The organism is Rhodobacter maris, from assembly GCF_900217815.1.
Lineage (GTDB): Bacteria > Pseudomonadota > Alphaproteobacteria > Rhodobacterales > Rhodobacteraceae > Rhodobacter > Rhodobacter maris.
This window is the reverse complement of sequence record NZ_OBMT01000001.1, coordinates 47,635-60,329: the sequence shown is the minus strand read 5'-3', so window position 1 is coordinate 60,329 and position 12,695 is coordinate 47,635. Positions and strand designations below refer to the sequence as shown.

Genomic DNA, 12,695 nt, shown 5'->3' with positions numbered 1-12,695 from the left:
CTCAGCCTGCGGGGCGCCGTGCCGCCCTGAACCGCGTCATCTCCGCTGCGGTGGGGGCGGCGCCGGTGTAGATCTTGACGTAATCGGGAATCCGGGTCAGCCGCTCCTCGAAGCTCTCGGCAAGCTGCATCGAGATATAGCCGATCTGCACCAGATAGGCATTGCGCGCGCGCACATCGGCCTCCACTGGCGCGATGCCGAAGCGCGCGAACATCGCGGTGATGGCGCCGAGCCGCGCCGCATCGGCGGCCTGCACCCGCGCGGCCACCGCCCCATCGCCATGCGCCCAGCCGCGCACCGCGCGCTCGAACCCGGCCGAAAACGGCCCGTCGTCAAGAAAAATGGCAATCAGGTTCAGCGCGGCCTCCTGCAACGTCGCCGCATAGGCCCCGGTCGCGCCGATCAGCGCGCCGGTATTGCGCTCTTCCCAATCCGCAAGCAGCGCCTCAAGAAGTGCCGCGCGATCTGAAAAGAACCAGTAAAACGAGGTGCGGGCGAGGCCGAGCCGCTGCGCCAGCGGCTGGATTTTCACCGCCTCAAGCCCGGTTTCGACAAATGCCTCCCGCGCCGCGGCAAGCCACACCTCGCGCGAGCCGCGCCAACCGCCCGTTGGATCTTCCTTTTCCGTCATGGCGCCATTCTAGCGGCGGCCCGGCGCCTTTGCAAGGAAATGGACACATGTGAACCCATACTTGACATAGGTGAACATTTCTCGCAATCCTGTGTCATCCTCAGGAGGTGCCCATGTCCAACGATCCGCTCTTGCAACCCTACCAACTCAAGCATCTGACGCTGCGCAACCGGATCATGACGACGAGCCATGAACCCGCCTACCCGGAAGACGGCATGCCGAAAGAGCGCTACATCGCCTATCACGCCGAGCGCGCAAAAGCGGGGGTGGCGCTTGCCATGACGGCGGGTTCGGCGGCGGTCTCGCGCGACAGCCCGCCCGTTTTCAACAACGTGCTGGCCTACCGCGACGAGGTGGTGCCATGGGTGCGCCGCCTCACCGATGCGCTCCATGAGCATGGCTGTGCGGCGATGATCCAGCTCACCCATCTGGGGCGCCGCACCACCTGGGCGAAGGGGGACTGGCTGCCCTCGGTTTCCTCCTCCAAGCACCGCGAACCGGCGCATCGGGCCTTTCCGAAGCTCGCCGAAGATTGGGATATTGCCCGCATCATCAATGATTTCGCCGATGCCGCCGAGCGGATGCAGGCAGGCGGCATGGACGGGATCGAGCTGGAGGTCTACGGCCATCTGCTCGATCAGTTCTGGTCACCGCTGACGAATGATCTGGAGGGGCGTTACGGCGGGCAGAGCCTTGAGAGCCGGATGCAGATGCTTATGGATGTGCTCGGCGCGATCCGCGCGCGGGTCGGCGCGGCGTTCATCGTCGGGCTGCGCTATACGGCAGATGAGGCGCAAAAGGGGGGCATCACCGCGACCGAGGGGATCGAGATCTCCAAGCGCCTCGCCGCCTCGGGGCAGGTCGATTTTCTCAATGTGGTGCGGGGCCGGATCCATTCCGACCCGGCAATGACCGACCTGATCCCGGTGCAGGGGATGCGGGCCGCGCCGCATCTTGATTTTGCCGGGCAGGTGCGGGCGGCAACCGGCATGCCCACCTTCCACGCCGCGCGCATCCCCGATGTGGCAACGGCGCGCCATGCCGTTGCGGCGGGGCTTCTCGACATGGTGGGGATGACGCGGGCGCATATGGCGGACCCGCATATCGTGCGCAAGATCATCGAGGGGCGGGAGGATGAAATCCGCCCCTGCGTCGGCGCCACCTATTGCCTGGACCGGATCTATGCGGGCGGCCCCGCGCTTTGCATCCACAATGCCGCGACCGGGCGCGAGGAAACGCTGCCGCATGTGGTTGCCCCCGCCGCTGTGCGCAAGAAGGTGGTGGTGGTCGGCGCCGGGCCGGGCGGGCTTGAGGCCGCCCGCGTGGCCGCCGAGCGCGGCCATGAGGTGACCGTGTTTGAGGCGCAGCCCGATCCGGGCGGGCAGGTGCGGCTTTGCGCCCAAAACCCGCGCCGCCGCGAAATGCTCTCGATCATCGACTGGCGCATGGCGCAATGCGCCGCGCGCGATGTGGCGTTCCGCTTCAACACCTGGGCCGAGGCGAAGGATGTGACGGCCCTCGAGCCCGATGTGGTGGTGATTGCCACCGGCGGGCTGCCAAACCTGACGCTCTTCGAAACCAAGGAGGAGCAGGGCCTTGTCGTCTCCACCTGGGATATCATCGCAGGCGATGTGAAGCCGGGCCGCGAGGTGCTGATCTATGATGAAAGCGGCGATCATCCGGGGCTGATGGCCGCCGAGGTGGCGGCACGGGCGGGCGCGAAGGTCGAGGTGATGACGCCGGACCGCATCTTTGCCCCCGACATCATGGCGATGAACCTCGTGCCCTATATGCGCGCGCTGCAACCGCTCGACGTCACCTTTACCGTGGCAGAGCGGCTTTTGGGGGTGAGCCGCGCGGGCAACAGGCTGAGCGCGCGCATCGGCACCGATTACAGCGATCTGGTGGCGGAAAAGACCTACGATCAGGTGATCGTCAATTACGGCACGATGCCGCTGGATGAGCTTTATTTCGCGCTCAAGCCGCTGTCGCAAAACCTTGGTGCGGTGGATTACGATGCGCTGATCGCAGGGCGCCCGCAGGTCGGGGCGCAAAACCCCGCGGGCCGCTTTGCGCTTTACCGCATCGGCGATGCGGTGAGCGCGCGCAACACCCATGCCGCGATTCATGACGCGCTGCGGCTGATGAAAGACATCTGAGCGCGGTTCGTGACCGTTGCGGGGTTTGGCGCATGTGTGCGCAAGGATATGGCGCAAAATACGGTCCGGGGTGGAAGAAAATTCCGCCCCGGCGCATTCTTTCACGCAATCGTCGGAATTGGTAAGATTATTGTCATTCCGTTGCGTCAATGCCGCCCCGCGTCTAGGTTTAAGCTATTGAAATTATAGTATTTTAATATATTTCAGCCGGATATGAAGCATTGCCATCCGGTCCCGTTCGGTGTTCACTCAGGCATCGGGTGGTCCCTCCCACCGCGCCGTTCCAAGCTCAGGCCCAGAACAGTTCTCCGGAGCGATTCCCCCTCACACTGACCGCTCAGGCCGCTGACGGGTGCAAAACACCCCACCGGAAAGGACTGCCTCATGAATGCCTTCACCGAAACCTCGATCAACCGCCCCCTGATCGATCCGTGGGAAGGTTTTTCCGAGGGCAAGTGGCGCGAGATGATCGACCTGCGCGGTTTCATTCAGGAAAATTACACGCCTTATGAAGGCGATGCAGCGTTCCTTGCGGGCCCGACCGCGCGCACCACGAAGCTCTGGGCTGACATTGCCGCGCTTCTGAAGCTTGAGCGCGAAAAGGGCGTGCTCGATGTTTCGGCGGATCGGCCCTCCAGCATCACCGCGCATGACGCGGGCTATATCGACCGCGCGAACGAGTTGATCGTGGGCCTGCAAACCGATGCGCCGCTCAAACGCGCGATCATGCCCAATGGCGGGCTGCGCATGGTCGAGGCCGGGCTCAAGGCCTATGGCTTTGACTCCGATGCGACTGTGGCCGAAATCTGGACCAAATATCGTAAAAGCCACAATCAGGGCGTGTTCGACACCTATTCGCCCGACATTCTCGCCGCGCGCAAATCGGGCGTGATCACCGGGCTGCCCGACGCCTATGGCCGGGGCCGGATCATTGGCGATTATCGCCGCGTTGCCCTTTACGGGATCGACCGGCTCAAAGCCGCAAAACAGGCCGAGTTCCACGCGCTTGACGATGCGGTGTTTGACGAGGCCACGTTGCGGCTGCGCGAGGAGCTTTCCGAACAGTTCCGCGCGCTCGAAGAACTGCGTGAAATGGCGCTGAAATACGGTGTCGATCTCTCGGCCCCCGCGGTGACGGCGCGCGAGGCGGTGCAGGCCACCTATTTTGGCTATCTCGCTGCGGTGAAGGAACAAAACGGCGCGGCGATGTCTTTGGGGCGGGTCTCGACCTTCCTCGACATCTACTTTGAACGCGACCTTGCCGCAGGCCGGCTCACCGAGGCGCAGGCGCAAGAGCTGATCGATGATCTCGTGATCAAGCTGCGCATCATCCGCTTTTTGCGCACGCCCGATTATGACGCGCTCTTCTCGGGCGACCCGACCTGGGTCACCGAGGCCATCGGCGGCATGGGCGAAGACGGGCGCACGCTCGTGTCCAAAACCTCGTTCCGCGTGCTGCAAACGCTTTACAACCTCGGCCCAGCGCCCGAGCCGAACCTGACCGTGCTTTGGTCGGTTGGCCTGCCGCGGGGCTTCAAGGATTTCTGCGCCAAGGTCTCCAAGGACACGTCCGCGATCCAGTATGAAAACGATGACCTGATGCGCCCGAAATGGGGCGACGATTACGGCATCGCCTGCTGCGTCTCCGCCATGCGGATCGGTAAACAGATGCAGTTCTTTGGCGCGCGGGCGAACCTTGCGAAAGCGCTCCTTTACGCGATCAACGGCGGTGTGGACGAAAAATCCGGCGCGCTGGTGGCGAAGGGGCTCACGCCGATCACGGCGGAGGTGCTCGACTATGACGAGGTGATGGCGAAGTTCGACCTTTCGATGGACTGGCTCGCCAAGATCTATGTGAAGGCGCTCAACGCCATCCACTACATGCACGACAAATACGCCTATGAGCGGATCGAGATGGCGCTGCATGACCGCGACATCCTGCGCACCATGGCCTGTGGCATCGCCGGGCTCTCGATCGTGGCCGACAGCCTCTCGGCGATCAAGCACGCCAAGGTAAAAGTGATCCGCAACGCGGCGGGGCTCGCCACCGATTACGAGATCGAGGGCGACTATCCGGCCTTTGGCAACAACGATGACCGGGTGGACGAAATCGCCGTCTGGCTGACCGAGACCTTCATGAAGAAAGTGGCGCGCCAGCCGCATTTCTACCGGGGGGCCACGCCGACGCAGTCGATCCTGACGATCACCTCGAACGTGGTCTATGGCAAGAAAACCGGCAACACGCCGGATGGCCGGCGCGCCGGCGCGCCTTTTGCTCCGGGCGCCAACCCAATGAACGGGCGCGACAAGAAGGGCTTTGTCGCGGCGGGCGCCTCTGTGGCCAAGCTCCCCTATGAGGCGGCGCTTGATGGCATCTCCTGGACCGCGAGCGCGACGCCCGCCTCGATGGGCCATACCGAGGCCGAGCAGGTGACGAACCTCGCCAATTGCCTGGACGGCTTCTGCCATGCGGGAGGCTTCCATGTGAACGTCAACATGCTGCGCCGCGAAACGCTTGAGGATGCGATGGCCCACCCCGAGGCCTATCCGCAGCTGACGGTGCGGGTCTCGGGCTATGCGGTTAACTTCGTCAAGCTCACCCGCGACCAGCAGCTTGATGTGATCTCGCGCACCTTCCACGCCAGCATGTGAGGGCGCGATGACCTTCGATCTGCCCCGGGCCAGGATCGAGCCGCCGCTTTGTGCGCCCCATGCCGCCGCCTGCCACGGCTTCCTGCATTCGCTGGAATCGGGCGCGGCGGTGGATGGGCCGGGCATGCGCTTCGTGTTCTTTCTCTCCGGGTGCCAGTTCCGCTGCCTTTATTGCCACAACCCCGATACCTGGAAGCTGCACAACGGGCGTGAGGTCTCGGTTGAGGATCTGCTCGCCGAGGTGGCGCCGCTTGCGAGCTTTCTGAAATTCGCGGGCGGGGTGACCTTTTCGGGCGGCGAGCCGATGATGCAGGCCGAGTTTGTCAATGCCACCGCGCGTGAGATCAAGGCCCGGCTTGGGCTCCATGTGGCGCTCGACACGCAGGGCCATCTGCATGCGCGGGTGGCCGATGACTGGTTCGACCCGATCGACCTTGTGATGCTCGACATCAAGCATATCGACCCGGAACGGCATCAGGCGCTCACCGCGCAGGCGCTGAAACCCACGCTCGATTGCGCCGCGCGGATGGTGCGGCTCGGCAAGAAAATGCGCATCCGCTACGTGCTCGTGCCCGGCTGGACCGATGGCGCCGACGAGGTGGCGCGGATGGCCGATTACGTTGCCAGCCTCGGGCCAAGCGTGGAACTGGTCGAGGTACTGCCGTTCCATCAGCTTGGCCGCGCGAAATGGGCCGGTGTCGGCACCGCCTATCAGCTTTCCGACACGCCCACGCCAAGCCCGGATGAGGCCGAGGCGGCGCGCGCGGTGTTTCGTGCCCGCGGTCTGATCGCCTGCTGAGGTCCGCTCCGGGCGGCTCATGCTTGCAATCCTTCCGGGGTTTGGCAAAAGTGCCGCAAACGGGCAGATCGCGTCAGGCATGGATTATCTTTCACAAAGCGCATTCCTGACCTCGGCGAAGGTCACGCTCGCACGCGGGCCGGTGGCGATCGTGCTGGTTGAGGATCTGGTCGCGGTGGAGAGCACGATCCGCCATCACCTCGCGGCGGGGTTCCGCACGTTGATCGTCTATGCGCCCGAAGCGCTGGTGCTGCCCGAGGATGTGAGCGCGCGGATCCACCGCATTCCGTGGGACATGCACCGCCCCGATGCGCTGACCGAGGCCGTCAACCCGCTCCTCGCCGCGGCGCCGCCCGGGGTCTGGTTCTATTACTGCTTCAACGCCGAATATCTGTTCTACCCGTTCTGTGAGCACCGCAATGTGCGCGAGCTTCTGGCCTTCCAAGCCGAGGAGCGGCGGTTTTCGATGCTGAGCTATGTGATCGACCTTTACGCCCCCGATCTCGCCCGCAACCCGGATGCGGTGAACCGCGACGAGGCGATGCTCGACCGCGCGGGCTATTACGCGCTGGGCCGTCCCGATCCGGCAAACCAGGGCCATCCGAAAGAGCGCCAGCTCGATTTTTATGGCGGCCTGCGCTGGCGGTTTGATGAGCATATCCCCGAAAACAGGCGCAAGATCGACCGGATCGCGCTCTTCCGCACCGCGCCGGGCCTCACATTGCGCCCCGATCACACGCTGAGTGACGAAGAGCTCAACACCTACGCCTGCCAATGGCACAACAACATGACCGCGGCGATTGCCTCTTTCCGTGTCGCCAAGGCGCTCAAGCGCAACCCGGGCTCGACCTATGACATCGAGAGTTTTGTCTGGCACAATTCGGTGCCGTTTTCCTGGACCGGGCAGCAACTGATGGATCTGGGGCTGATGGAGCCCGGCCAGTGGTTCTGAACCAGCGCCGGGTCCGATTCCGGAGTGCGCCGCAGACGGCCGCGCCGGGCCCGACAATGTGCTTTCGGGCGGGTGAGTGCCGCAGATGAGGCTTTTCACAACCCTGCGCGGGGCCAGCCTGCGGCATGATCTGATCGCCGCGCTTACGCTCGCCGCGCTGGCACTGCCCGAGCAACTGGCGACCGCGCGTCTGGCGGGCCTGCCTGCCGCGCAGGGCATTGCGGTCTTTGCCATCGCCTCGCTGGTGATGGTGCTGCTCGCGCGTGACAGGGTGCTCTCGATCGGTGCCGATTCGAGCACCGCGCCGATCATCGCCACCGCCCTTGTTGCCGCTGCTGTGCCGGGGTCTGCGGCCCTGCTGGCGGCTCTCGTCGGGGGCATCCTCTGCGCGGTGGCGCTCCTGAAGCTCGAAGGGATCGCGCGGCTTTTGTCCCTGCCGGTTGCTGCCGGGATGATGGGCGGGATCGCGCTGCATATCCTGGTTGGTCGTCTGCCTGGCGCGCTCGGGCTTGCAGTGACTGCGGGCAGCCCCCTCGCGACGCTTGGCTCGGTATGGCAGGCCGCCGATGCGATCCGGATCGCACCGCTTGCGCTGACACTTCTCGTCGCGGCACTCTGTCTGGCGGGTAGGGCCGTGAGCACGCGCTTTCCCGCGGCGCTTGTCGCACTGGGGGCGGCCGTGGCTCTGGCGGCTTGGCAAGACCCCGATGCCTCGATCTGGCCGCGTGTCGAAACGCTCGGCAACAGTTGGGGCCTTGCGCCGCCCAGCTTTTCTGCTGATGCGGTTCTTTCGCTGCTGCCCGTGGCATTGGTGATCGCCTTCCTGTGCCTGTTCCAGACCACCGCCATACTGCGCGAGGGCCACTCCGACGCGCCATCCGACCGCCGCAACGCGATCGGCGCGCTTGGGGTCTCGAACCTCGCTGCCGCCGCGATCGGTGGATTTGCGGTGAACGCAAGCCCGCCGCGCACCGCAATCCTGCGCGACGCCGGTGCGACCAGTCAGTTGGCGGGGCTCGGGGCCGCCGTGATCGCGCTGGGGGTGCTGGGTCTGGCGCCAGAAGTGCTGACACTTGTGCCCTCCGCCGCTCTTGCCGGAATCCTGGTCTTTGTGGCGCTGCATGTCTTTCCCTGGCGCAGCTTCGTCATGCTGTCGCGTCACAGCCGGGCCGAGGCCGGGATCGCCCTGACGACCACGGCGCTTGTCACCGTGTTGCCGCTGCAGACCGGCCTTCCGCTCGCAATCCTGCTCTCGTTCCTGCACGCAACGATGCCGCTTTTCGCCACCCAGGTTGTGCGGCTGTCACAGGTGCCGGGAACCACGATCTGGTGGCACCGCCCCGCGGCCGAGGGGGCGGAGGGCGCGCCCGGCCTTCTGGTGCTGGGTCTCACCGCGCCGATGAATTTCGTCACGGCAGAGGGCATCGTTGCCGAAATCCGGGCCTTCGTGGCGTGCGCGCCCGAGCGGCCGACGCTTCTGGTGCTGGAATGCGCGGGCCTTCTGTCGCTGGACCTGACCGGGGCCGCGGCGCTCAAAGCGTTGATCGAGGAAAGCCGGAGCGCTGGCACAACGGTCGCTCTGGCAAGGGTCGAATCCGATCGTGCCCTTGCGCAACTGGCGCAGGGCGGGGTGCTTGAAGTGCTTGGAACAGATCGCGTGTTTGACAGTGTGGCCGAAGCGGTCGGCGCGCTGAAAACTCTCGCCCCCCAGGAACCGTCGGCTCTCTTTCCGGGGATATGAGGCCGGTGGGCGGGCGGCTTTCAGCGCGCAGGCGCGGCGGTCGCGGCGCTGACGGGGGGCGGCTCGGCCTCCGGATCTTGCAGCAGATCTGCATATCCCGCGCGCCAGTCGGGAAATCGCAGCGCAAATCCCGGCAGCGCCAGCATCGCATCCACCCGCAAGCGCCGGTTCTCGGCCCAGAATGCGGCCATGCCCGCGGGCAGGGCCGCGGCATCGAAAGGGTGTTCGGGCGGAGCCGGCAAGCCCATCAGCGCCGCCACGCCCCGGGTCAGCTCGGCAGAGCTGCAGGGCGCGCCATCGGCGAGATGGATCAGCCGCTCGGGGCGCGGATGCCTCAGCGCCGCAAGCGTGGCGGCGGCAATGTCGTCGCGATGGATACGGTTGAAAACCTGACCGGGCTTGATGATCGCGCGCGCCCGGCCGCTGCGCAACTGCGCCAGAATGTTGCGCCCCTCCGGGCCATAGATCCCCGCGATGCGCAAGATATCGAGCGTCAGCCGGTGGCGCAACGCGAGCCCGCGCCAGTGCCGTTCCGCCACGAGCCGCCCTTGCGCATCGGGGCTTGCGGGGGCGGGCGGCTGGCGCTCGTCGATCCAGGCGCCGCTGCAATCGCCGTAAACGGCACTTGAGGAATAATAGCCGATCCAGCGCAGCGTTCCGAGCGAGGCGCCGGCGGCAAGTGCATCGGAGACCGAGGCGAAGGCGGGGCAACCGCCGCTGGCGGGCGGCGTCGAGACCAGAAGATCGGTCACCCCCGCCAGCGCCATCCGGGGCAACCAATGGCCGTCCGCGAGACGCCAGGGACGGATGCCCCGCGCCGCGAGCCTCGCGGCCGCGGTGTCGGTGCGGGCGGTGGCAGAGACCCGCGCGCCGCGCGCCAGTGCCTGAGCGGCCACCGCCCGGGCGCAATATCCCGCGCCGAAGAGCAGCAGGTGACGCCCTTCAAGATCCGCGCTCACGCGGCTGTCTCCAGAAGGCGGCGTTCCAGCGCGTCGAAAGCAGCGATCTGGGCGGGGATCATCTGCCGTGCCGCATCACGGCCGAGGTAGACCTTGAAGAGGCATCCGCCTTCGCTGTCGTAGAACTGCACCGAGCGGGTTTCCGTGCCGAAGAGCTTGCGTCGCACGAAGGCAATGCGCGCGCAGGCCGCGATGTTCAGATGGCCACCGATCGGCTTGCCCTTGAAGTTGTACATCCCCTGCGCCACCGTGCCGCCCTGCAGCGGCGCCTTTGCCTCAAGGATCACCGGGCCGGTGTTGACGATCAGCGTGATCTCGCCCCAGCCCGCCATCTCATCCAGAACCTCGACCATGAACTGGCCGGGCAGCGCGGTCACCTCGCCCGCAGGCAGCGCCTCGAGCACGGCAAGCGGAGTGCTCTGCGCCGCGCGCGCGATGTCTTCGAGAGCGGCATGGGGGGTGGCGGCGAGGGCTTCGGAAATCGTAAGGGTCATTTTGCAGGCTCCGGTTCGGGGGTAAGATCGGGATGTTCGGCCATCCAGCCGAGCAGGCGGGTGGTCATGGGCACCTGCCAGAACCGCCCGGCCCGGGTCAGGTGATGAAAGCGGTGTTGCGGTTGCCAGAGCCCGGCCTCGCGCCATTGCGCGAGGAGCGGCGCGAGATGCTCGGCGAGCGGAAGGGCGGGACGGGCGATGAGCGCAGCGAAGGCGGCCTCGACGCGGGCAAGATCGAGCCGCCCGCGCTCCATCCCGGCCTTGATCGCATCGGCGACGCGGGCGGACCGGGCCTGCCGCATCATGCCTGCCAGAAGCGCCGCACCGCAGCTGCCAGCCTGCGCATTATACTGCCTGAGATCGGTGCCGAGCCGGAACGAGAGCCCGCCAAGCGCCCCCCCTGCGCCCGCTCCGAAAGCGAGGCAATCGGCGCCGGTCTTGACCGCGAGATTGTAGACCGAACGCTCGCGCAGACTGCCTTGCCAATGCGAGGTGGAAATCGGTGCCCAGCCCATCTCCTCGGCCGCCGCCTCGCCCGCGGCGAAGAAATGCCCCAGCGCCTCAGGGCCGGCCACCCGCTTCTTGCCCTTTTCGAGAGCGGTGAGGAGCGGCGTTCCCGGGATCAGGTTCAATGCATAAAGATCCAGCCCGTCAAGGCCAAGCTCCGCGCAGAGCCGCACATCGGCCGCGACATCCTCCGGGCATTGCCCGGGCAGGCCGTAGATCAGATCGACGATCACCGCGCCCTGATCGAGCGCGACGAGCGCTGCAAGCGCGGCGAGGATTTCGGCGCGGCTCGCCTTGCGGCCGAGCGGGCGCCGGATCGTGGCATCAAAGCTTTGCACCCCAAGCGAGATCCGCGTGACCCCGGCGTCGAAAGCCGCCCGCGCCTTTTCGAGGCCGAACGAATGGATGCGCCCCTCAAGCGTGATCTCGCAATCGGAGGCGAGCGGCAGATGCTGGCGGATCGCCCGCACGAGCCGCGCGAGATCGGGGCCGGAGAGTGCGGTGGGGGTGCCGCCGCCGAGATAGACCGCCTGCAGCGGCGGCCCCTCGCAGGCCGGGTGCCGGGCGAAGGCGGCAAGCTGGGCGATCAGCGCATCGACATAGGGGCCCCCCGCTTCGGGTCGCCAGGGATTCTGGTAAAAGCCACAGAACAGACAGTGATTTTCACAAAATGGCAGATGCACATAAGCGACGGTGCGGCGGTTGCGCGGGGTGGCGAGCAATCGTCGCCATTCCGCATCGCGCTGATCGGCGGGCAGGGGCTGCGTCGGGGTGCCCGGATGCGCGCCACTCTTGCGCGGAAAGGCGCAGGCGAGCGGATCGGTGCCGAGGGTGGCAAAGAAACGCGCCGGTGAGGGCGTCTCGCATGCGGGCTCCGCATGACGCGCGGCCGCCGCGGTCATGAGCGGGGCCTCAGGGTCTGGGAAGAAAGCAGCATGGCGGTCCTTTCGGGAAGAAGGAAGACCTGGCGTGCTGCTGGGCGAGGCTCCGGGGAAGCGGGGCTGGAGCAGAAATGGATATCAGAGTTTTTTTGTCAAGAGGGGGCGCGTGACAGGAGCGGTTCAGCGCAACCGATGCGCCAGCTTCCGCACCGCAGCAAGATAGGCGGCGGTCTCGTTGCATTCGCACAGCAGATGCGCCACGGCGTCGGCCTGTGCGCCAAGGCCCGCATATTGCAACCGGATCGTTTGCAAAAACAGCGCCTCATGCCGCGTCGGTCCATGAGTTGCGGCCTCACCCTGCGCCGCACCGAAGCCAAACGGCGAGTGGCGCGCCTTGCGCATTTCCTCAAGCACTCGTGCGAGATCCGAGAAGACCAGCGCGCCCCGGTCTTCCCCCCAATGCACCTGCGCGAGCCGGAGCGACCGGGACCAGCCGTCGCGGTCGGGGGCGCGGTAACTGTCGATGATCAGCCGCAACATGCGCAGCAGCGCCGATTGCCAGGGCATGCGATGGCCTGCCGAAAGGGCCAGAGATGCGGAAAGGTCGAGATCCTTCATGGGGTATCCGATACTGAGAGGGCTTTTCGGAGCTTGACTGATTTTATCAGATTCTCAAGCGGTGCCGACGGAGGCCGGATCGCAAGACCGCGACTGCCTCTCATTTGGTCAAGATCAGCTTGCCGTTGCGGGTGATGCGCAAAGTGTAGGCGACACCGTCGAGAACGATATGGGCGAGGCCCGCGCTGCAGGTGAGTGCGCGGGCATCGTGGCGTGGCACTTCGGGGCAGCGCGCGGCGCCGATCTCGTCCGCCTCGGGGGGCGGCGCGGCCACTGCAGCCGGTCGCAGTGTGATGCCGAGC

Annotated in this window: 11 protein-coding genes; 5 read left to right on the top strand and 6 right to left on the bottom strand. The window is 66.0% G+C overall.

Annotated features, from left to right (window positions below):
* Position 1 precedes the first annotated feature (1 nt).
* Positions 2 to 631, bottom strand: coding sequence for a TetR/AcrR family transcriptional regulator (locus CRO22_RS00305; protein ID WP_097068123.1), 630 nt, complete (start codon positions 629 to 631; stop codon positions 2 to 4).
* A 113-nt stretch (positions 632 to 744) separates the two neighbouring features.
* Between CRO22_RS00305 and CRO22_RS00300 the strand changes: the two genes are divergently transcribed.
* The 5 genes from CRO22_RS00300 (at position 745) to CRO22_RS00280 (ending at position 8,934) form a co-directional block, all read left to right on the top strand.
* Positions 745 to 2,790: an oxidoreductase gene (locus CRO22_RS00300; RefSeq protein ID WP_097068122.1), complete on the top strand. Its 2,046-nt coding sequence runs from the start codon at positions 745 to 747 to the stop codon at positions 2,788 to 2,790.
* A gap of 384 nt (positions 2,791 to 3,174) precedes the next feature.
* Positions 3,175 to 5,442 (top strand): formate C-acetyltransferase, encoded by a 2,268-nt coding sequence (gene pflB / locus CRO22_RS00295; protein WP_097068121.1) that lies wholly within the window; start codon positions 3,175 to 3,177, stop codon positions 5,440 to 5,442.
* A gap of 7 nt (positions 5,443 to 5,449) precedes the next feature.
* Complete coding sequence (gene pflA, locus CRO22_RS00290) at positions 5,450 to 6,241, top strand: pyruvate formate-lyase-activating protein (protein WP_097068120.1); 792 nt, start codon at positions 5,450 to 5,452, stop codon at positions 6,239 to 6,241.
* A 79-nt stretch (positions 6,242 to 6,320) separates the two neighbouring features.
* Complete coding sequence (locus tag CRO22_RS00285; protein WP_097068825.1) at positions 6,321 to 7,193, top strand: glycosyltransferase family 2 protein; 873 nt, start codon at positions 6,321 to 6,323, stop codon at positions 7,191 to 7,193.
* 85 nt (positions 7,194 to 7,278) lie between these two features.
* Positions 7,279 to 8,934 carry a SulP family inorganic anion transporter gene (locus tag CRO22_RS00280; protein WP_097068119.1) on the top strand — a complete coding sequence of 552 codons (1,656 nt, stop codon included), beginning with the start codon at positions 7,279 to 7,281 and terminating at the stop codon, positions 8,932 to 8,934.
* Between the two features lie 20 nt (positions 8,935 to 8,954).
* Here the strand turns inward: CRO22_RS00280 and CRO22_RS00275 are convergent, their stop codons facing one another.
* The 5 genes from CRO22_RS00275 to hemP form a co-directional block, all read right to left on the bottom strand.
* A complete protein-coding gene (locus CRO22_RS00275) occupies positions 8,955 to 9,893 on the bottom strand; it encodes an NAD-dependent epimerase/dehydratase family protein (protein ID WP_097068118.1) in 939 nt (312 codons plus the stop codon).
* Positions 9,890 to 10,387 carry a heme utilization cystosolic carrier protein HutX gene (gene hutX / locus CRO22_RS00270; protein ID WP_097068117.1) on the bottom strand — a complete coding sequence of 166 codons (498 nt, stop codon included), beginning with the start codon at positions 10,385 to 10,387 and terminating at the stop codon, positions 9,890 to 9,892. The genes CRO22_RS00275 and hutX overlap by 4 nt, the downstream gene beginning before the upstream one ends.
* Positions 10,384 to 11,796, bottom strand: a complete 1,413-nt coding sequence (hutW, locus tag CRO22_RS00265; protein WP_097068116.1) for a heme anaerobic degradation radical SAM methyltransferase ChuW/HutW — start codon at positions 11,794 to 11,796, stop codon at positions 10,384 to 10,386. The genes hutX and hutW overlap by 4 nt, the downstream gene beginning before the upstream one ends.
* A gap of 159 nt (positions 11,797 to 11,955) precedes the next feature.
* Positions 11,956 to 12,393 (bottom strand): hypothetical protein, encoded by a 438-nt coding sequence (locus CRO22_RS00260; RefSeq protein WP_097068115.1) that lies wholly within the window; start codon positions 12,391 to 12,393, stop codon positions 11,956 to 11,958.
* A gap of 100 nt (positions 12,394 to 12,493) precedes the next feature.
* The gene (hemP, locus tag CRO22_RS19100) at positions 12,494 to 12,688 is read right to left on the bottom strand and encodes a hemin uptake protein HemP (protein ID WP_394341476.1); all 195 of its coding nucleotides are present in this window, start codon (positions 12,686 to 12,688) and stop codon (positions 12,494 to 12,496) included.
* Positions 12,689 to 12,695: the final 7 nt, after the last annotated feature.

What these genes read in the sequence shown, in the direction of transcription:
- CRO22_RS00305 (WP_097068123.1), bottom strand. Translation starts at nt 631, where the DNA reads ATGACGGAAAAGGAAGATCCAACGGGCGGTTGGCGCGGCTCGCGCGAG.
- CRO22_RS00300 (WP_097068122.1), top strand. Translation starts at nt 745, where the DNA reads ATGTCCAACGATCCGCTCTTGCAACCCTACCAACTCAAGCATCTGACG.
- pflB (WP_097068121.1), top strand. Translation starts at nt 3,175, where the DNA reads ATGAATGCCTTCACCGAAACCTCGATCAACCGCCCCCTGATCGATCCG.
- pflA (WP_097068120.1), top strand. Translation starts at nt 5,450, where the DNA reads ATGACCTTCGATCTGCCCCGGGCCAGGATCGAGCCGCCGCTTTGTGCG.
- CRO22_RS00285 (WP_097068825.1), top strand. Translation starts at nt 6,321, where the DNA reads ATGGATTATCTTTCACAAAGCGCATTCCTGACCTCGGCGAAGGTCACG.
- CRO22_RS00280 (WP_097068119.1), top strand. Translation starts at nt 7,279, where the DNA reads ATGAGGCTTTTCACAACCCTGCGCGGGGCCAGCCTGCGGCATGATCTG.
- hutX (WP_097068117.1), bottom strand. Translation starts at nt 10,387, where the DNA reads ATGACCCTTACGATTTCCGAAGCCCTCGCCGCCACCCCCCATGCCGCT.
- hutW (WP_097068116.1), bottom strand. Translation starts at nt 11,796, where the DNA reads ATGACCGCGGCGGCCGCGCGTCATGCGGAGCCCGCATGCGAGACGCCC.
- CRO22_RS00260 (WP_097068115.1), bottom strand. Translation starts at nt 12,393, where the DNA reads ATGAAGGATCTCGACCTTTCCGCATCTCTGGCCCTTTCGGCAGGCCAT.